Origin of the sequence: Otoolea muris, assembly GCF_943193115.1 — a bacterium.
Classification (GTDB): Bacteria; Bacillota; Clostridia; order Lachnospirales; family Lachnospiraceae; genus Otoolea; species Otoolea muris.
Map to the genome: position 1 here is coordinate 28,218 of NZ_CALPCY010000021.1, position 19,110 is coordinate 47,327.

General features: G+C 48.8%; 18 protein-coding genes and 1 pseudogene. 18 read left to right on the forward strand and 1 reads right to left on the reverse strand.

Annotated elements, in window-relative coordinates; genetic code table 11:
• Window positions 1-24 precede the first annotated feature (24 nt).
• From NFS31_RS13695 to NFS31_RS13780, 17 genes and pseudogenes are all read left to right on the forward strand, one after another.
• Window positions 25-1,110 (forward strand): glycosyltransferase family 4 protein, encoded by a 1,086-nt coding sequence (locus NFS31_RS13695; protein ID WP_251495988.1) that lies wholly within the window; start codon window positions 25-27, stop codon window positions 1,108-1,110.
• A 13-nt stretch (window positions 1,111-1,123) separates the two neighbouring features.
• Window positions 1,124-2,290, forward strand: coding sequence for a hypothetical protein (locus NFS31_RS13700; protein WP_251495990.1), 1,167 nt, complete (start codon window positions 1,124-1,126; stop codon window positions 2,288-2,290).
• Window positions 2,211-3,560, forward strand: a complete 1,350-nt coding sequence (locus NFS31_RS13705; protein WP_251495993.1) for a hypothetical protein — start codon at window positions 2,211-2,213, stop codon at window positions 3,558-3,560. Before NFS31_RS13700 ends, NFS31_RS13705 begins: the two co-directional genes overlap by 80 nt.
• Before the next feature lie 28 nt (window positions 3,561-3,588).
• On the forward strand, window positions 3,589-4,449 hold the full coding sequence (locus tag NFS31_RS13710) for a glycosyltransferase family 2 protein (protein ID WP_251495995.1): 861 nt from the start codon (window positions 3,589-3,591) through the stop codon (window positions 4,447-4,449).
• Window positions 4,446-5,084, forward strand: a complete 639-nt coding sequence (locus NFS31_RS13715) for a PIG-L deacetylase family protein (RefSeq protein ID WP_251495997.1) — start codon at window positions 4,446-4,448, stop codon at window positions 5,082-5,084. The genes NFS31_RS13710 and NFS31_RS13715 overlap by 4 nt, the downstream gene beginning before the upstream one ends.
• 56 nt (window positions 5,085-5,140) lie before the next feature.
• A complete protein-coding gene (locus NFS31_RS13720; RefSeq protein WP_251495999.1) occupies window positions 5,141-6,421 on the forward strand; it encodes an oligosaccharide flippase family protein in 1,281 nt (426 codons plus the stop codon).
• 203 nt (window positions 6,422-6,624) lie between these two features.
• Window positions 6,625-7,380: an FkbM family methyltransferase gene (locus NFS31_RS13725; protein ID WP_251496001.1), complete on the forward strand. Its 756-nt coding sequence runs from the start codon at window positions 6,625-6,627 to the stop codon at window positions 7,378-7,380.
• Between the two features lie 46 nt (window positions 7,381-7,426).
• Window positions 7,427-8,470, forward strand: a complete 1,044-nt coding sequence (locus NFS31_RS13730) for a polysaccharide biosynthesis protein (protein ID WP_251496003.1) — start codon at window positions 7,427-7,429, stop codon at window positions 8,468-8,470.
• Window positions 8,467-9,734: pseudogene (locus NFS31_RS27755) on the forward strand (polysaccharide biosynthesis C-terminal domain-containing protein). The gene NFS31_RS13730 and the pseudogene NFS31_RS27755 overlap by 4 nt, the downstream one beginning before the upstream one ends.
• Window positions 9,731-10,927, forward strand: coding sequence for a UDP-N-acetyl glucosamine 2-epimerase (locus NFS31_RS13740; RefSeq protein WP_251496005.1), 1,197 nt, complete (start codon window positions 9,731-9,733; stop codon window positions 10,925-10,927). The pseudogene NFS31_RS27755 and the gene NFS31_RS13740 overlap by 4 nt, the downstream one beginning before the upstream one ends.
• A 2-nt stretch (window positions 10,928-10,929) precedes the next feature.
• Entirely contained in the window at window positions 10,930-12,000 is a 1,071-nt protein-coding gene (locus NFS31_RS13745) for a hypothetical protein (RefSeq protein ID WP_251496007.1), read from the forward strand.
• A 147-nt stretch (window positions 12,001-12,147) separates the two neighbouring features.
• Entirely contained in the window at window positions 12,148-12,813 is a 666-nt protein-coding gene (locus NFS31_RS13750) for a hypothetical protein (protein ID WP_334303090.1), read from the forward strand.
• A gap of 54 nt (window positions 12,814-12,867) precedes the next feature.
• Window positions 12,868-14,079, forward strand: coding sequence for a hypothetical protein (locus NFS31_RS27105; RefSeq protein WP_334303091.1), 1,212 nt, complete (start codon window positions 12,868-12,870; stop codon window positions 14,077-14,079).
• A complete protein-coding gene (locus tag NFS31_RS13765; protein WP_331482651.1) occupies window positions 14,018-14,266 on the forward strand; it encodes an acyl carrier protein in 249 nt (82 codons plus the stop codon). Before NFS31_RS27105 ends, NFS31_RS13765 begins: the two co-directional genes overlap by 62 nt.
• Window positions 14,263-14,688 (forward strand): MaoC family dehydratase, encoded by a 426-nt coding sequence (locus tag NFS31_RS13770; RefSeq protein ID WP_251496011.1) that lies wholly within the window; start codon window positions 14,263-14,265, stop codon window positions 14,686-14,688. Before NFS31_RS13765 ends, NFS31_RS13770 begins: the two co-directional genes overlap by 4 nt.
• A complete protein-coding gene (locus NFS31_RS13775) occupies window positions 14,681-15,433 on the forward strand; it encodes an SDR family NAD(P)-dependent oxidoreductase (protein WP_251496013.1) in 753 nt (250 codons plus the stop codon). The genes NFS31_RS13770 and NFS31_RS13775 overlap by 8 nt, the downstream gene beginning before the upstream one ends.
• Entirely contained in the window at window positions 15,402-16,967 is a 1,566-nt protein-coding gene (locus tag NFS31_RS13780) for an MBOAT family O-acyltransferase (protein WP_251496015.1), read from the forward strand. The genes NFS31_RS13775 and NFS31_RS13780 overlap by 32 nt, the downstream gene beginning before the upstream one ends.
• Window positions 16,968-17,039: 72 nt before the next feature.
• Here NFS31_RS13780 and NFS31_RS13785 read toward each other — a convergent pair whose 3' ends face one another.
• Entirely contained in the window at window positions 17,040-17,768 is a 729-nt protein-coding gene (locus NFS31_RS13785) for an LptM family lipoprotein (RefSeq protein WP_251496018.1), read from the reverse strand.
• Window positions 17,769-18,103: 335 nt separating this feature from the next.
• Between NFS31_RS13785 and NFS31_RS13790 the strand changes: the two genes are divergently transcribed.
• Entirely contained in the window at window positions 18,104-18,355 is a 252-nt protein-coding gene (locus NFS31_RS13790) for a hypothetical protein (RefSeq protein ID WP_251496020.1), read from the forward strand.
• The last annotated feature ends 755 nt before the right edge of the window (window positions 18,356-19,110 follow it).

Genomic DNA, 19,110 nt, shown 5'->3' on the forward strand with positions numbered 1-19,110 from the left:
CACGGCAAAAGAGAGGGGAGCGGCTTGAATATCCTATATGTGACGGGAAATTATGAATCGGTTCAGAAGCACCTTGCAGAAGCGTTTATGAGATCCGGGAATGATATAAAGGTATTTTATTACCGGATAAGAAATAAAAAGGAAAAACCAGATCTTTTGGAGCATGTGCTGTATTATAATTCGCCATTCCATATGCGCGGGCCGGTATTGCTTCTGTTCCGCTTAAAAGCGGCGGCTCTGTGGTGTGCAAAAAGGATGGAAAAAAAGCCGGATATCCTGCACGGAAATATGTGCTTTCTGGACGGATGCATCTGCAGATATCTGTCACATATCTGGCATGTTCCCTATGTTCTTTCGGTTCGGGACACGGATATGAATTCGTCTTATCTGTGGGCTGTCCCGTGGCTGCGCCGCGCCGGCATTCGGAATTTAGAGCAGGCGAAAAGAATCCTGTTCCTGAGCGAGGGCTATCGCGAAATGCTGCTTGAAAGGCTTCCGAAAGCGGCGGGGGATAAGATAAAAGCCAAATCAGGCGTCATACCGAACGGAATCGATCCGTATTTTCTGAATCACAGATACGTCCGGAGGAAGGCCCCGGAGCAGATACGAATTATTTTTGTCGGTAAGATAGGAAAAAGAAAGAACCTGGAACTTACGACAGAAGCGGTGAGGATTCTCCGAAAAAGAGGGATGCAGGTTTCTCTGACGGCAGTCGGCGAGATAGAGGATGACGCATACCGGGATATGATTCATGACCATGCGTTCATAACTTATATCCCGAAATGTCCGATGGAGGACGTCGCCGCGCACATGAGAGCCGCCGATCTGTTTGTCATGCCGTCCCATACGGAGTCGTTCGGATTGGTCTATGCCGAGGCCATGAGCCAGGGGCTGCCGGTAATTTATACGCGCGGGCAGGGGTTTGACAGGCAGTTTCCGGACGGAACCGTCGGATATGCCGTCTCTGATACAGACAGCGCGGAGCTGGCGGAAAAAATTTTGCTGGCAATGGAACATTATACAGAGAGATCGAACCGGTGTACAGAGCTGGCGGGGATATTTGACTGGGATCGCATCGCGAACGAAATCTTAAAAACCTACAGGGAGTGAAAACAGGGTATATATGACAGATTATGACGGAAAATACAGGGAGATCGGGAACCGGCTGATCATGCAGTATCAAAAGGAGGGGACGGTTCCGGCAGGGGTGAACGGGCCCTATGATGATAAGGAAAGCATCGTCCGGAATTTATCGCACCTGATTATTATGACAGCGATCGAAATACGCACGTTTGGGAGAAAAGAGCTGGCCGGGGATCTGGAACGGATGGGCGCTCATCTTTTGTCCCTGCGGCAGCCGTCGGGCCTCTATATTTTAAGGGAGAATACTCAAAAGGACGCCTGCAACGGCGTCATCGGGCATGCATGGGTGGTGGAAAGCCTGGTTTATCTGTATGAGCTTACCGGGAAAGACCGGTATCTGGAGGCGGCCGGGGACATCGTTTCCAGGCATTGCTTTGATAAAAAGCAGCGCTTGTGGCATCGGCCGGATTACGGCGGCCAGGCAAAAGCCGGTACATCCATTGATTATACCTTAAACCACCAGCTATGGTTTGCGGCGTCGCTGGCGGAGCTTAACAGGACGGCGGGAAAGCACGGTTATGATTCCGAACTGGGGGCGTTTCTGGACGGGCTAAAGCGAACTATGGCCATACACAAAAACGGTCTGATTTGCCATACGATCTATCTGTCCCGCGACTTCCGGCACAGCGTGAAGGGGTTCATAAAATACGGCGCGGATCAGTTTTACAGGATGCTGAAACGGCCCTCGTATGAATACCGGGAACAGGGATATCATGTGTTTAACCTGATGGCTGTCGCAAGGCTAAAGGAGGCGGTGGGTGAACATGCATTCTTCCATTCAGAGAAAGCGGGGAATATAGCAGGATATGTCAGCCAGGCCGCCTTCCTGGAGGGCTTAAGCCGTTCTGACTGGACATCGGATCCGACGCTCAGTTACACGAATATAACGGAAGAGGAAAAGTGTGTGAATGTGTATGGTTATCCCTATAATGTGCCGGGGCTTGAGCTGCCCTATATCAGCCTGGTATTGAAGCCGCTCATAGAGGAGGAGGCCGTGAAGCGGTGCTTTCTGGAGCAGCATGCGAGAACCTTTGATGAGAAGCGGCGCGAGATGGGGAAAATCAGCCATGATAAGACAGTTATCAATTACAGGGTATACGAATATTACAGATACCTGGAGAAAAAAGGCCGCGCTCAGGGGCATTGAGGCAGAGATAAGATATTGTGGGGAATTGATTGTGAGAGACGTAACGCGAAAATTGTACATCCTGACCATACTGACACTGGGGACACAGGCGATTGAAATACCGGGGATTCCATTTTCACTATTTCAAATCATGATTATGCTTACGGGTTTCATGTCCGTTCTGGCCGTATTAAAAGAGAGGTATTACGGTTTGCACCAAAACCTCGCCTTTGCAGTTGTGGAGTTGCTGAGCTGTGGGGCGGCCTTTTCGTTATCGACCTTCCCTTCATGGGCAAAAAGCAGCCTTTTAGTTGGGATTATGACGTCCATGATGATTGTGTTTATCCCGCATTTTTTTGGCAGGGAGGATCTGGCCCGGTTAGAACGCGCTTTAATCCGCTCCCAATATATTGCAGTCCCTTTTTCGGTTTATACATACTATATGTTTTATTACAGGGGAGGGCTGCCGGAACGGATCCGCCTGTTCCTGGGCATGTATATCACTCTGGACAGCGACTTTATACGCCGCGCGCAGGCTTCCGGGCACGTCAGGCTGGCGCTTCCGTTTGCGACGCCTCCGGTTCTGTCGGTTGTCATGGGGATCTGTCTGGTTCTTCTGCTGATGAACCGGAATTTATTCCGTCAGGAAATCAGGATTTCCCTGATGGGGATATTTGCAGTGATTTTAGGCTTTACCGGAAGCCGCGCCGGGGTAATGGCCGTGGCGATCACCCTGCTGCTTTTTGCGCCAAAGCGCTTAAAGAGGAGCCGGCTAAAGAGGATTCATGTTTCATGGATATTTATAACAGGTCTGCTGGGATTGGGGATACTGTATGTGGCGGCGCACAATTTTGCGTATATAGCAAAGTTTAGCTCCAGATATTCCATTTCGTTTCTGCTTCAGGATCGGCACCTGCTTTTGCTGATAGAGTGCGTGAGGATCTGGTTTCGTTCTCTGGAGAATTTCCTGTTTGGGATCGGGTTTGGCTCCAGTATCCATATGCAGGGGAGTTTGACGAACCTTGGCCCCTATTTTTTCAACAGCTATCTGACGCTGGCGGTAGAGCGGGGCATTCTGGGGATGTACCTGGCATTTTCTCTTATAAAGATGGGGCTGCATGCGTTAAAGCAAAGAAAATCACGCTCTGCGGATGAATTTGCAATGGCTGCCGCGGCGGTTGCCGCGTTGGCGAGCTGTCTGTTCTATGAAGTATTTCATTGTTATTTCTTTGTTATTGTGATAGCGGTTTACTACGTCATTTATAATGAACGGACTGGTAAAGCACAGTAAAGAGCCGTGAGGAAGCAGAGGAAAAGATATGCTGTACATAATCGTACCAACCTTTAACAGGCTGGAAATATTCAGAAAATTCATAGAACAGATGGATGCGCAGAAAAACCGGAATTTTAGGCTGGTGGTAGTGGATCATGGAAAAAACCGGACCAATTATCGGGATCCGGGAGTGATCGTAGTTGAAAGCGATGTAAATGGATGGAGCCTGGCAATGAATATCGGACTGCAGTATCTGTTCAATACCATGCATGTCAGGGAAGATGATCATATTATGTTTTTGAATGATGATGTATGGATAGACAAGGAATTTATCGATACAGCATATAAAGCGATAGAACAGAAGCCTGACGCCTGTATAGGCTCTGTATGCTATGCCTGCGGTACAGATCTGACATTGCATGTAAACATGAAGCTGCATAAGATGAAAGCGCATTTTCAATATCTGAATATCAACCGCCCCTTGGGCTCCATGGAAGATACATTCTACGACAGTGATGTGCTGAAAGGGCGGGGGACGATTTATCCGGTTCGTGTGATTCAGACAATCGGGCTGCTTAATGAAAAGAAGCTTCCAATGTACCGCGCCGATCATGAGATGGCATACAGGGCAAAAAAATGCGGCTGCGAGGTTTGCGTATATGGAAAATGGCATGTGGGAGCGGCGCTCGATTCGCCCCATCAGGTGGACGGGAAGCTGTCATTTCTGCAAAATTACAGAAATATATTTCTGCATATGATTTCGGTTCAGAATATAAGGGATTTGTGGAATTTTTCCTGGTGCTGTTTTGAGCCGTTTTATGCCAGCTATTATTTTTTCGTAAATCTGATACGCTCACATTATATTTTTTTATGTACGTATTTTAAAGCCAGGAGGCATGACAGATGAAACATATGAATAATATTTTGATTGCAGGGGCGCATTTTGACGATGCGGAGCTTGGGGCCGGGGCAACGGCGGCAAAAATGGTGGATGAGGGAAAAAACGTTTATAAAATAACGTTGACGGATAATGTCACACATTTTTCTGAAAAAGGGATTGAGGTAGATTATGAATCAAGTATGCTTCAGAGCAGGGCGGCATGCAGGATTTTAGGGGTGAAGGAGCTCGATTTTGAAACCGAGGCATGCAGCCATCTGACATATTCTACGGATGTCATGCAGAGAATCGAAGCAATCGTGTTTCAATATCATATAGATACCTTTTTTATGCATTTTAGTTCGGATATGAATCAGGATCATATCGCTGCAAATAAATTGTGCCTGACAGCAGCCCGGCACTGCAGAAATATAATACAGTTTCAGAGCAATGGATATGTTTTGGATAATGTATACTATCCGTCGTATTTCGTTGATGTAACAGATTATATTGAAAAGAAGAGAGAAGCCTTAAGCTGTTACAGTGATGCGCATAACCGGTTTAACCGTTTGTTTGAGACAAGTATTGACCGGTGCAGGGTATGGGGATATGCGAATGAAGTGGAATATGCGGAGGGATTTAATGTAATTAAGATGCTGGATTAAACCAGGAGTGAATTTGTGGAGAAACAGAGAGGGGCCTGAAAGAGAGAATGGATTTTATGAATTTCAGGAAAGTAAAAGACGGGACAGGCGCTGCCTTTGACAAGATCAGGAAAAATGATTTTATAAAAAATGTTTTAAGGGTGCTGATTAACGGAGGTTACCTGTATGTGCTTACATTCATCAATTCGGTTCTGATTGCCAGAACGATCGGCCCAAAAGGGCAGGGGATTGTCAGCTATGCCAATACACTGGGCGGAATGGCGGTTCATCTGATTGGCGGCGGCCTTGACCTTGCCGACCGATATTATGTTGCCAGAAATAAAAACGATCTTCCCGGTATACTGGGAAATACGATGGCGCTGTTTGGATTATATATGGCGGCAGGCGGATTGTTTTTTTTAGTGACATTTGCTTTTAATGTGACATTTGATATATCCGGATTCCTCTTGATTTTATTGATTGCGCGCGTACCATTAGAGACGATTGGCCTTCAAATGCAGGGAATGCTTTTGGGACTAACGGAGGTTTCATTATACAACCGATCAAAGCGGATAACAGGCTTCCTCTATTCCATGTTTGTGTTTATCTTCTGGATTTCAGGAGTTATTTCTCCTGTTTTAGTATTATTAAGCGCGTTTATTGCGTACCTGGCTTCATTTGGGATGATGTTATTTGCATTGTGCAAACGATGTGCGATCCGCATGAATTTGAATGCCGGGCTGTTCAGGAGTATGCTGCCATATGGATTTAAGTCTTATATTGGGGTGCTGTTTAATTATTTTTTGCTGCGGAGCGATGTCCTGATGGTGGATTATTTCATGGGGAAATATCAGACGGGCCTGTACTCCACGGCTTCCAGCCTGGCCAATATACTGCTTACGCTCACCTCATCGGTTGCATTGCTGCTCACCACAAGACTTATCGAGCTGCCGTCAGAAGAGGCCAGATTCAAATTTGAAAACAGAATTATCTGTACCGTATCAGTGCTGATGGCATTTGTAGTATTGGCGGTAACTGTTTTCAGCGGATGGGCGATTCAGGTATTTTATGGCATGCAGTATAAAGATTCCGCATTCGTATTTCGGGTGTTGATGCCAGGTATTTTTTGCTGGGGATTGAATTCGATCATTTCCAGTTATTTAGCTGCTGTCAATCAATTAAATATTACCATTGTGGCATCAGCGGCGGCCTTCTTTTTTAATCTTGTACTCAACTATTATCTGATCAGGAGGTTTGGAATTGTCGGGGCCGGGATTGCATCCTCGCTTGCCTATCTGACAGACGTTGCTATAAGGGGAATTTATTATTTTAAATTGTACAAAGGATGTAAAAAATGACGGGATTTAAAAAGTAAAATTTTACGAAAGAATGGAGATTTACAATGAAAAGAGATCGTTTTACTGTATGGTGTAAAAAACGAATTTGTTCCGTTTTTCCAAAAGCCTCACCGAAGCTTCGCAGAAAAATCAATAGCTATCGCCGCTTTCTCATATACGGGCAGAAAGGATACGAAAAGGAAACGGATTTTCTGAGAAAAAATATGCCAAGGCTTAAAAACCCCAATGCGGTTCCTCTGATTCCATATGAGTGGATAGAAGAATATACGGAAAATGAGAATATAAATAAGCTGTGCCGGAAAGATACGGGGACAAAAAGTTTTTATTTGGAGCATAAAGGAAAACGCCTCTATTTTCCGCAAACATTTGGCGGGAAAGAGGCTGTTAATGCGTATAAGCAGCTCTTAATTGAGCAGGATAGCAGGAGTCCGCATAAATATTACAGTGAAACATGCAATATGGAGGATGCAGACGTATTCGTGGATGTAGGATGCGCGGAAGCGATCATGTCCCTTGAGGCTGTAAATCAGGCAGAGACAATAATTGTAGTGGAAGGTATGCAGGTGTGGTTCGATGCGCTTAAGAATACATTTCGTCCATATAAAAATGTGGATTTTATCTTTAAATTTGCCGGAGGGAATGGAAGTGATGACAGTTTTATAAGCCTTGATGCAATTTTGCATCCATATATGGAGCAGGGAAAGCGGATTTTGATCAAAATGGACGTGGAAGGCTCAGAAATGTCTGTATTAAACGGCGCGCGCAAAGCTCTTTCCTATAGCGGGTCACGATGGATCTGTGCAGCATATCATAAATATGGCGATTTCGAGCGAATAAGCGGGTTGTTCAGAAAACATGGTTATTCGATCGAGAAAAGCGATCACTATATGTTCAGATATAATCCGGAACAGGGGGATTACTTTTTTACACCTGGTATTATAAGGGCCTGGAAAGAATGAGGAGGTAATTCCGGCAGCTTTAGAACAAGTGGAGGAGAGCAGATAAATGTCGTTATTTAAGGATTCAACACTATTAATCACAGGGGGAACCGGTTCGTTTGGGCATACGGTACTCAAACAGTTTCTCAGTACCGATATTGGCGAAATACGTATCTTTTCCAGAGATGAAAAAAAGCAGGATGATATGAGGCATGAGCTGCAGGCTCTGTATCCGGACAGGGCCTCGAAGGTTACATTTTACATAGGAGATGTCCGTAACCCACAGTCTGTGCATGACGCTATGCCGGGAGTAGACTTTATCTTCCACGCGGCGGCCCTGAAACAGGTGCCGTCCTGTCAATTTTTTCCTATGGAGGCAGTCAGGACGAATGTGGAAGGCACGGACCATGTGCTTCATGCCGCAATTGAGGCCGGGGTGAAGAGGGTAGTATGCCTCAGTACGGACAAGGCGGCTTACCCGATTAACGCAATGGGCACATCAAAGGCAATGATGGAGCATGTTGTGACAGCCAATGCAAGGACTGCAGCCGAACGGGGAAATACCGTTATCTGCTGTACAAGATATGGGAATGTGATGTGCAGCAGGGGCAGCGTAATCCCGCTGTTTATTTCACAGATTAAATCCGGTAAGCCGCTGACAGTTACCAACCCGCATATGACCCGCTTTCTCATGAACCTGGACGAGGCGGTAGAACTGGTTACATTTGCCTTTGAGCATGCGAACCCGGGAGATTTATTTATTCAGAAAGCGGACGCAAGTACAATAGGCACATTGGCAGAAGCGGTACAAAGAATGTTTGGACGTACAGGAATACAGATGATTGGCACACGCCATGGTGAAAAGCTGTATGAGACACTGATGACGAGAGAAGAGAGGCTGCGTTCAGACGATATGGGAGATTATTACCGTGTGTCTGCCGATAACCGGGATCTGAATTATGATAAGTATTTCATTAACGGGAAGATAGAGACAGAGAGCGAAGAGGCATACACGAGCCACAATACAAGGCGTCTTTCCGTTGAAGAAACAATAGATAAACTGCAAAGGACAGGCTATGTGCAGGAACAACTGAGGGCGGTGGGCGTATGAATATACTGATAACAGGAGCCGGGGGCTTTGTCGGCCGTAATCTGGCAGAGAATTTAAAGAATATAAGAGACGGCAAAAACAGAACCAGGCCGGGAATTTTAATTGAGAATCTTTATGAATACGATATCGGCACAGAGGAGACAGTGCTGGAAGATGCCTGCAGGAGTGCGGATTTTGTGTTCCATTTAGCCGGTGTCAACCGTTCTGCGGATCCATCGGATTTTATGAACGGCAATGTTGGGTTTGGGTCGCTGCTTCTTGAAACACTGAAAAAATATCATAACTCCTGTCCGGTGATGCTTTCTAGCTCAGTTCAGGCGGCGCTTAGCGGGCGGTATGAGGGATCAGAGTATGGAATGAGCAAGCTTGCAGCGGAAAAATTATTTTTTGAATATGCAAAGCAGACAGGCAGCCGTGTCCTTGTGTACCGTTTCCCTAATTTGTTTGGTAAATGGTGCAGGCCGGATTATAATTCAGCGGTAGCGACATTCTGTAACGCGGCAGCGAGGGACAAGCCGTATAGGTTGCAGACAGAAGCACACAGATCGAGCTGTTATACATTGATGATCTGATGGAAGAGATGCTTGATGCGCTGGAAGGCCGGGAACACAGGTGCGAATACCCGGCCGGGGGCTCTTTAAGCGGCCTGCGGCCAAAGGCAGAGGAACAGGGACGGTTTTGCTATGTCCCGGTTACGTATCCGGTTACGCTCGGGGAGATTGCGGATTTGCTGGAACAATTCAGGCAAATGCCTGCGAAACAAACGGTTCCGGAGCTGTCTGAGCCCTTTGTAAAGAAACTCTATTCCACCTATATGTCGTATTTACCGGAATCGAAGATAGCGTATCCCCTCCAATCGGCCGTTGACGAGCGGGGGAACTTTACAGAGCTGATGCGGACTTTATCCTTTGGGCAGATATCCGTGAATATCGCCAGGCCGGGCGCCGTCCGCGGCCAGCATTGGCATAACAGTAAATGTGAAATTTTCATGGTCGTTTCAGGCCATGGGATGATTCAGCAAAGAAGGATCGGGATTGATCCGGCGACAGGAAATGCGTATCCGGTTATGGAATTTGAAGTAACGGGCGATGAGATACGAGCTGTCCAGATCCTGCCCGGATATACGCACAATATAATAAATTTGAGCGATACGAAAGACCTTGTGACAGTGATGTGGGCAAACGAGGAATTCGTTCCGGAGCATCCTGATACATACGCGGAATTGGTAAACGGCAGTCATATACACAGGAGCGTGGATGGATGAAAACAGATTTTCAAAAGCTTAACTGGAAAGAAAATGGGAGATTGAAATTATTGATAATCATAGGGACAAGGCCGGAAATTATCAGGCTTTCAGAGATTATCAAATGCTGCCGCGCCTGTTTCGACACGATTCTGTGCCATACAGGGCAGAATTATGACTACAGCCTGAATGGAATTTTCTTTCAGGATCTGGGCCTGGAGGCCCCGGAAGTATGCCTGTCTGCAGCTGGCGATGATCTTGGCTCTACAATCGGCAATATTATCCACGCTTCGTATAAACTGATGCGGCATCTCCTTCCGGACGCCCTTCTTATTCTTGGAGATACAAACAGTTGCCTTTCGGCAATATCGGCAAAACGCCTTCATATCCCGATATTCCATATGGAGGCCGGAAACCGATGTAAAGATGAGCGTCTTCCGGAAGAGACGAACCGGAGAATTGTGGATATCATTTCGGATGTGAATCTTGCTTATTCGGAGCATGCAAGGAGATACCTTGCTGACTGTGGACTGCCGAGAGAACGGACCTATGTGACGGGAAGCCCGATGACTGAAGTATTGGGGAATAATCTGCAGTCCATCCTTCACTCGGATGTGCATTCCAGGCTGTCACACGAACTTGGCATTCAGATAGAAACGGGGAAATACATTCTCCTTTCTGCACACCGTGAAGAGAACATCGATACAGAGCAAAGCTTTACATCCCTTTTTCAGGCGGTTAATGCAATGGCAGAGAAATATGACATGCCAATCCTGTATTCATGCCATCCAAGAAGCCGGAAACAATTGGAAAAAAGAGGATTTAAACTGGATGCCAGAGTGATCGCGCATGAGCCGCTGGGCTTTCATGACTATAATTGTCTGCAAATCTATGCGTACGCAGTGGTCAGCGACAGCGGCACGCTTCCGGAAGAATCCGCTTATTTTACATCAATAGGCATGCCGTTCCCGGCTGTGTGCATACGAACCAGTACAGAACGGCCGGAAGCGCTGGATAAAGGCGGCTTTATACTATCCGGTATTGACTCCAGAGGACTGATTCAGTCCGTAGAACTGGCGATCCAAATGCATCAGGCTGGAGCTTATGGTATTCCTGTACCAGACTACAGGGATACAAATGTCAGTGCAAAGGTAGTAAAGATTATTCAAAGCTATACGGGAATCGTGGAGAAAACCGTTTGGGGAAAATTATGAAAATGCAGGATGAGGATAGCATCAGGAAAAACATCAGGGATTTAAAGCAGATTGAAATGAAGGGAGCGATAATCAAGATAATCTGTTTCATAGGCATAGGGCTGTTTTTGTTACGGAGTATTTCATATTGCCTGCGGACAGATACGCTGGAAAAGAGATGCTTTGCCGGATACTATGCGCTTCATAAGGGTGAGGAGAACGTAGTATTCATTGGATCCAGTAAAACGCGTTCCTCCATGATTCCGGCCATGATGGGGGAGCAGTATGGATTTACATCCTATGTTCTGGCTACATCCGCGCAGGATCCGAGAGCGCTGATCCATCTGTTAAGAGAGGCGGCAAAAACGCAGCCCCAAGCCGTTTTTGTTTTCGATCTCGCCCAGTTTTCAAGGGATGATGAGGTTTGGGATCATTCAAGCGCAGCGTACACACGGCTGACTACCGACAGCTTACGGTATTCTGTGAATAGAATTATGATGATTCAGGATATCGTAAAAGAGGACAGGGTTTCTTACTATTTCGACATTTGCAAATACCATACATTGTGGAAATTCGGGTGGCAATGGGATTTCTGGAATTTAAAGGAAGAATGCGCCGGCAGAGGGTATGCATTATTGTCAAAAACAGAAGAGATGGAGTATCCATCGGGAAAATATACAACTGAAAAAGCACCGGTTACGGACAGGGCACAGGCAGTTCTGGTAGATTTATTAAAGGAATGCAGGGATAAACATTTAAAAACCGAGTTTATCTGCCCGCCGGATCCCGGAGGAGATTACAGGCGCATGAATTATCTGGAAGAAGCGGTCAAATCCTATGGATTTGATTGTATAAATTTCAATAATAAAAGCTTTGAACATATGTATGAGTTTAAATATGATTTTTATGATGGAGGACATACAAATGTATCAGGCGCGCTAAAAACAAGCCGATATTATGGGAGCTATCTTCACGGCAAATATCATTGGAGGTTTAGCCGGAATGAAGAATTTCTTCAGACATGTAAAGAACAGATGAATCAAATTTATGAAACGATCAACACAAAAGTAAAGGAAGGAACTTACGATGAATGAATTAAACTACCCATTCGATCCCGATTTCATTCTCAAAAAGCGCAAATCCTTCAAAAGGGCCCTGAAAGCGCCGGGGGGGGGACAAACCGGATCTGCAGACGCATCGCCGTCCTTGGCGGCTCTACCACGCATGACATTATAGAAATTCTGGAGCTTTTTCTTCTGGACAACAGCATTCAGCCCGAATTCTACGAATCCGGTTACGCCCAGTATTTCCAGGATGTCATGTTTGACAGCCCGGAGCTGGCGGCGTTTTGCCCGGATCTGATCTACATTCACACAAGCACAAGAAATATAAACGCATTCCTCTCCGTAAAAAATACGGAAGAGGAAATTGACGCCCTTCTGGAGGAGACATACGCGCCCTTTGAGGCGATGTGGAGGAAGATCGAAGCAGTCTATCACTGCCCCGTGATCCAGAACAACTTTGAGCCGCCCCATTACCGCCTGCTGGGAAACCGCGATGCATGGGATCCGCACGGCAGGCTGAACTTTGTAAACCGCTTAAACGCCCGGTTCTGCGCCTATGCTGCGGCCCATGAAAACTTCTACATCCATGATATCAGCTACCTTGCCTCCTGCTGCGGGCTGGATCAGTGGTCGGATCCCTTTTACTGGCATATGTACAAATACGCCTGCGCGGTTCCGGCCATCCCGGCGCTGTGTTTTAACCTGGCGAACATCGTGAAGTCCATATTCGGAAAGAATAAAAAGGCGCTCGTCCTGGATCTGGACAACACGCTCTGGGGCGGCGTGGTCGGCGACGACGGGCCGGAGGGGATCGAGATCGGGCAGGAGACGTCTGAGGGGTAGCTCTACAGCGAGTTTCAGGCGTACATAAAGGCGCATAAGGACATCGGGATCCTCCTGGCCGTTGATTCCAAAAACGAGGAGGAGAACGCCCTGGCGGGCCTGCGGCGGCCGGACAGCGTTTTAAAGCCGGAGGATTTCCTGGTTATCCGGGCCAACTGGGAGCCCAAGGATGAGAACCTGCGCCGGATTGCGGAAGAGCTGAATATCGGGACAGACAGCCTTGTCTTCGTGGATGATAACCCGGCGGAACGCCACCGGGTGAAGACGGGGGCCCCGGAGGCCGCGGTTCCGGAGCTGGGCCCGCCGGAGACGTACATCCGCATTCTGGACCGCAGCGGCTTTTTTGAGGTCACTGGGTTTTCAGAGGATGATGTAAAAAGGAATACAATGTATGAGGCCAACGCGGCCCGGAAAAAGCAGGAGGCCGGGTTTGACAACTATGAGGAATACTTGCGCTCCCTTGAGATGCGGGCGGAGATCGGGCCTTTTTCGCCGCTCTATATGGCGCGGATCGCGCAGCTCACGAATAAGAGCAACCAGTTTAACCTGACCACCCGGAGGCACAGCCAGGCAGAGCTGGAGGAGAAGGAGGCGGATCCAAGGCGCATCACGCTGTACGGCAAGCTGGAGGATCGGTTCGGGGATAACGGCGTGGTGTCCGTGGTATACGGACATATGGGGGAAGGAGAACCAGAGGATGCCAGGCCGGCGTCAGGCAGAGCGGCCGCGGTGGAAGGAGACGGCGGCACAGCCGCAGGGAAAGGAAATGACGGCACAGCCGCGGTGGAAGGAAACAACGGCACAGCCACAGGGGAAGGAAATAACGGCGCGGCCACAGGGAAAGGAAATGACAGCACAGCTACAGGGAAAGGAAATGACGGCACAGCCGCGGGAGATGGAAATCCGCACGGTGGCGCAGGAGCGTTCCACATTGACCTGTGGCTCATGAGCTGCCGGGTGCTGAAGCGCGGTATGGAGTCTGCCATGATGGACGCCCTTGTCAAAGAATGCCTGGCGCGGGGCGTGCAGGAGATATTCGGGTATTATTACCCCACAGCCAAAAACCGGATGGTAAAGGATTTTTACGCCCTCCAGGGCTTTGATAAGATATCAGAGGATGATACAGGAAATTCGGTCTGGCGGCTTGATTTGTGCGGCGGGTATGAAACCAAAAATCATGTGATAAAAGTGGAGGAAAAACAGGATGAAGATGACAAGAGAAGACGTATACGAAAAACTGAACGAAATATTCCGGGATGTATTTGACGATGAGGACATCACTGTAAACGATGCCACTACGGCGGACGATATCGAGGACTGGGATTCCCTGGAGCACATCAACCTGGTGGTGGCGGTGGAGAAATGCTTTGGCATCAAGTTCACCATGGGGGAAGTGACAGGCATGAAAAATGTGGGGGAGATGGCGGATATCATCCTGGGGCGCGCCGGATGAGCGGGAATGCGTACGGCTATGGGGAGATAAGGGAAGGGCAGACGGAATGCTTCCGGGTGGAGGTGACCGCGGAAAAGATGGAACTTTTCGAGGCGATCACCGGCGACCAAAACCCGCTGCACCTGGACGACGGCTTTGCAAGGCAGATGGGCTATGACGGGCGGGTGGCGTACGGGATGCTGACCGCATCCTTTTACTCGACCCTGGCAGGGATGTACCTCCCGGGCCGGTGGAGCCTGATCCACAGCGTGGAGGCAAAATTCCTGCGGCCCGTCTGCCCGGGGGATGAGCTGACCGTAGCGGGGACGGTCCGTGAGAAAAACGATACGTTCCGCCTTCTGACCATAAAAGCGGAAATCCGCAACCAGAAGGGGGAGAAGGTTTCCGGCGCCAGGATGAAAGTAGGTGTTCTGCATGAGTAAATGTATTCTCATAACCGGGGCTTCCTCTGCGGTTGGGATGGGATTTATCCGCAGGGAGGCGCAAAAGTATGACCGTATCCTGGCCCACTGCCGCTGCCGCGCCGGGGAGCTGGAGGCGCTGAAAGAGGAGCTGGAAAAGAGGGAAAGCGGGCTGGGAAGCCGGATCCGGGTTTTGCAGGCGGATTTTACCTCGCATGAGAGCACGCTTGCCATGATCCGGCAGATCCGGGAGGAGGAAATCCAGCCCTCTTACATCCTCCATCTGCCCTCCGGGAAATACAGGAACGCGAAATTCCACAGGCTGGGCTGGGAGGCTTACCAGGAGGGATTGGAGATTCAGCTCCGCTCCATCGTCCTCCTTTTGCGGGAATGCCTCCCGCGCATGGCAAAGGAGCGGTTCGGGCGGGTGGCGTTCCTTTTGTCCTCCTGCGTGGACGGGGCCGCGCCGAAATACCTGCCGGATTATGTGACAGTAAAATATGCCCTGCTCGGCCTGATGCGCGCCCTGGCATCGGAATATGCGGGTAAGGGGATCACCGTGAACGCGCTTTCCCCGGGGATGATGGAAACCGCGCTTTTAAGCGAGGTCCCGGAGCTTGTCGTGCAGCAGAATGCGGCGGCGAACCCGTATAAGAGAAATGTAAGGGTGGAGGACATCCTGCCCGCCCTGTCCCTGCTCCTGGAGCCGGGGGAAATGATGACGGGGCAGAATCTTGTCATTACAGGGGGGAGGCAGGGGACATGAGCTTAACATCCTTTCACTTTCTGTTTTTTTCGCCGTCCTTCTCTGCCTGTACTACCTCGCGCCGGATCGCCTGCGCACCGCGCTTCTTGCCGCGGCCAGCCTCGTGTTCTGTTATTTTGCCGGCGGAAAACGGATGCTGGCCTCCCTCGTATTTGCCACTCTGACCACCTGGTATGCGGCGGCGCGCATGGAGGCCAGCGGGACAAAACGGGGCAGGGACGCCTGGTTTTACGGGGCGCTTCTTTTAAATCTGGGAGTTCTGGCAGTGTGCAAATATCTCAATTTTTTTATTTACACCGGGCGGGCCGCGGGAGAGCTCCTGAAAAGGGAGTTTCCCTTTGATGAACTATCCATTGCAGCGCCCCTGGGCCTGTCTTTTTATACGCTGCAGGTCCTTGGCTACCTGATGGACGTCTCCAGGGGGACATGTAAAGCAGAGAAAAGCCTGGCGCGCTATACGGCCTTTTCCTGTTTCTTCCCCCAGCTTGTGACCGGGCCGATTAACCGCTATGGGGACATGGAAAAGACGCTGTACGCAAAAAAGCATTTTGATTATAAACAGGTAACCTTCGGGCTCCAGCGGATAGCCTGGGGATTTTTCAAGAAGCTGGTTATCTCTGAGCGGATGGCGGTGCTGGTGAATACGGTATACGGCGATTATCAGACGTATTCCGGGCTTTATATCGGCTTTGCAACCGTGTGCTTTGCGTTCCAGCTCTACACGGATTTTTCCGGGGCCATGGATATCGCGCTGGGCGTTTCGCAGGCCCTTGGGATCCGCATGGCGGAGAATTTTGACACGCCTTTCTTTGCGTCCTCCGTGTCCGAATACTGGAGGCGGTGGCACATTACGCTTGGGACGTGGATGAAGGATTATGTGTTTTATCCTCTTTTGAAATCAGAACGGTGGATCCGGATCGGGGAAAGGGCCAGGAAACGCCTGGGAAAGAAGAGGGGGAAAAAGATTCCCACGTATCTGGGGATGGTCGTTCTCTGGTTTACAGTGGGCATGTGGCACGGAGGGGCGTGGAAATATATCGTGGGATCTGGTTTACTGCACTGTTTTTATATCATTTTTGGGCAGATGATGGAGCCTGTATTTCAGAAAATGAAAGAAATATTTCATATCAGGACGGAATGCTTTAGCTACCGGCTGTTCCAGAGCCTGCGCACGTTTTTCCTGGTCTGTATCGGCTTTGTGTTCTTCCGCGCGCCGAGCCTGCGCGCGGCGCTTGCCATGCTGAAAGCGGGGCTGTACCCGAATGTATGGATTTTTACGGACGGATCGCTTTTGAAGCTGGGTCTGGATGCGCCGGATTTTACGGCAGGGATACTGGGACTGGCGGTTCTGCTTCTGGTATCATCGCTGCAGCTTAAGTTTCGCGCAGAGGGGAGCGGGGTGAGGGAAAAGCTGGCAGGGCAGAACCTTGTGTTCCGGTGGATTTTGTATTACGGGCTTTTGTTTGCGGTGATTCTGTTCGGGTTTTATGGGCCGGGGTATGACGCGGGCGAATTTATTTATCAGAATTTTTAGGTAAGGGAGGCGGGCGGCCTGGAACTGGGACATCCTGTGATTTCCATCCATGCTGCCGCAACCCTCCCCGGTTTAGCGGCGGTTCTTTATTCCCGCGAGCAACGAGCCAAGTGGGCATGCTTGCATGCACATTTGGCGACTGCCGCGAGGGTCAACAACCCCGCTGCTCTGCAGCGGGGTTGTTGACTTGCTATCCGTGTGATTTTCCAGAAAGCCGATTTGTTCCCGGCGGTTCATCTGGGAATCGATCACTTCCCCATCCTTTGTAATAAAGGAGGTTTCTGTATGGCTCGATAGCTGGTAGCGCCCTTCTGAGGATATATAATGAATCCCTGTGAAAAAATACTGCTCCGGTTCTTCCGGCCCGTCATGCTGCTTGGGATACATATAGTAAATCTCGATATAGTCATACTCCTGAAACGTTTGGGCACACGGCTCCTCAATCAATGCGTCGGCCTGGTTCTCTGCGATTTTAATAAGCCTGCCGCCGTTTTCCTTTTTTTCGGAGTAAGGCATTCCCGATGCCTCGATAAAGGAGATGGCCTCCTGATAAGCGGCTGTTTGTGGAAAATCAATATACAGCCTGCGCAGTGGATCCGGCTCACTTGAGAGTGTCTGATTCTCAGGCGGCGAGGCGGGCGGTGTTTCTGATTCTGCGCCATCTACAGACTGGCGGTCTGCCTCTTCTTTCTTAAACGCCTGTTTTTCTTGCGCAGGCTCTGTAAAGTCTGCTTTCTGTGCGCATCCTGTTAAAAATAAAACGGTCGTTATAAATAAAATGAAATTTCGGATACTCCTCATTAGCCTGCCTCCTGTGAATCGTGATGTATGGAAATGGATCATTCATTATCTGAATGAAAACCCCATACGGCCTGTTTCTGAAAGTATAGCTGATATTACGCGGATGGTCAATGTTTTGCAGAAAAAATGCGGATTAGCTTCGTCTGTTTTCTGTTCGGATAGTCAAAGCAACGGTTTTTACATTGGGAAGTAATGATTGACAGCGTATCTGCCGCTTTATATACTAAAGACAATATATCTGCTGCGCGCGGTCTGCAGTTGGATTGTAGACCCGTTTGTAAATGAAGGAACTTGTGCCGGTTGCGGGGGGATTTGTTTAGGGGGGGGGCAGGAGAGTGAAAGGACAGCACAGAATCATCGTTTCCACCAGGCGCCTGCGGTATGATTTTATAGTAAGGCGGAATCTTACTGTGATCCGCAGCGACAGCGCCACTGGAAAAACGACGCATGTAGATATGATACAGGAGCATTCAAATCATCCTTGCGGGAGCCCGGTGGAGCTGATTTGTGATAAAACATGTTTTGTATTGACCGGCCCGTTGTGGAGGGAGCAGTTGTCCGGCATGCCGGACTGGAACAGAGGATAATACAGCCTGTTAATGAAAGCGTCTGAGTCATAAACCGTTCAGGCGCTTTTTCAGCAAGGAGGCGGAATGAATTGAAAAAGCAAAAGTTTTTTGTCAGTTACCGGAATACGATGACAGATGGAACATATAAAAATTTTGATTTACTGCTTCAGTTAGTATCAGAATTGAAATCAAAAAATCCCTTATATGAGTTTTCCTTCCTGCCTCCGGAACGGATTCCCAGAGGCACATTGCTCTCACCATATGATATGGCCGCTTTTTATGGGATACATTCAAGCTGATCGACCCATGCGATACGTTTATCATTTTGGATAAAGACTATTATGGCAGCAATGGAGAATTGACAAGCATCTGGATTGAAGCAGAGTATTATATATGGAGTTATTATGATCGTAAGATGTTTCTCAGCAGGTATAGAAAGAAGGATCCGTTCTACACCCTTATGACGCCGTCAGCGTCCGGATTTGATGTCTCACAAATCCCTCTGTGCGGCTTATCATCTCAGGAGCGGCCGTTTAATACAGCGGCGGCTTTATTCCCGCGAGCAACGAGCCAAGTGGGCATGTTTGCATGCACATTTGGCGACTGCCGCGAGGGTCAAATACCCCGCTGCTCTGCAGCGCTGCAAGTTTGACGCCCGTTGCTTGCAGCGGGGTTGTTGACTCATATCATGTGCTTTCATTTCCAGCAAAAACAGCCCGCCGGATTGCTTTGGCGGGCTGTAACATATATTATACAGGCTATTCTGACAGAGT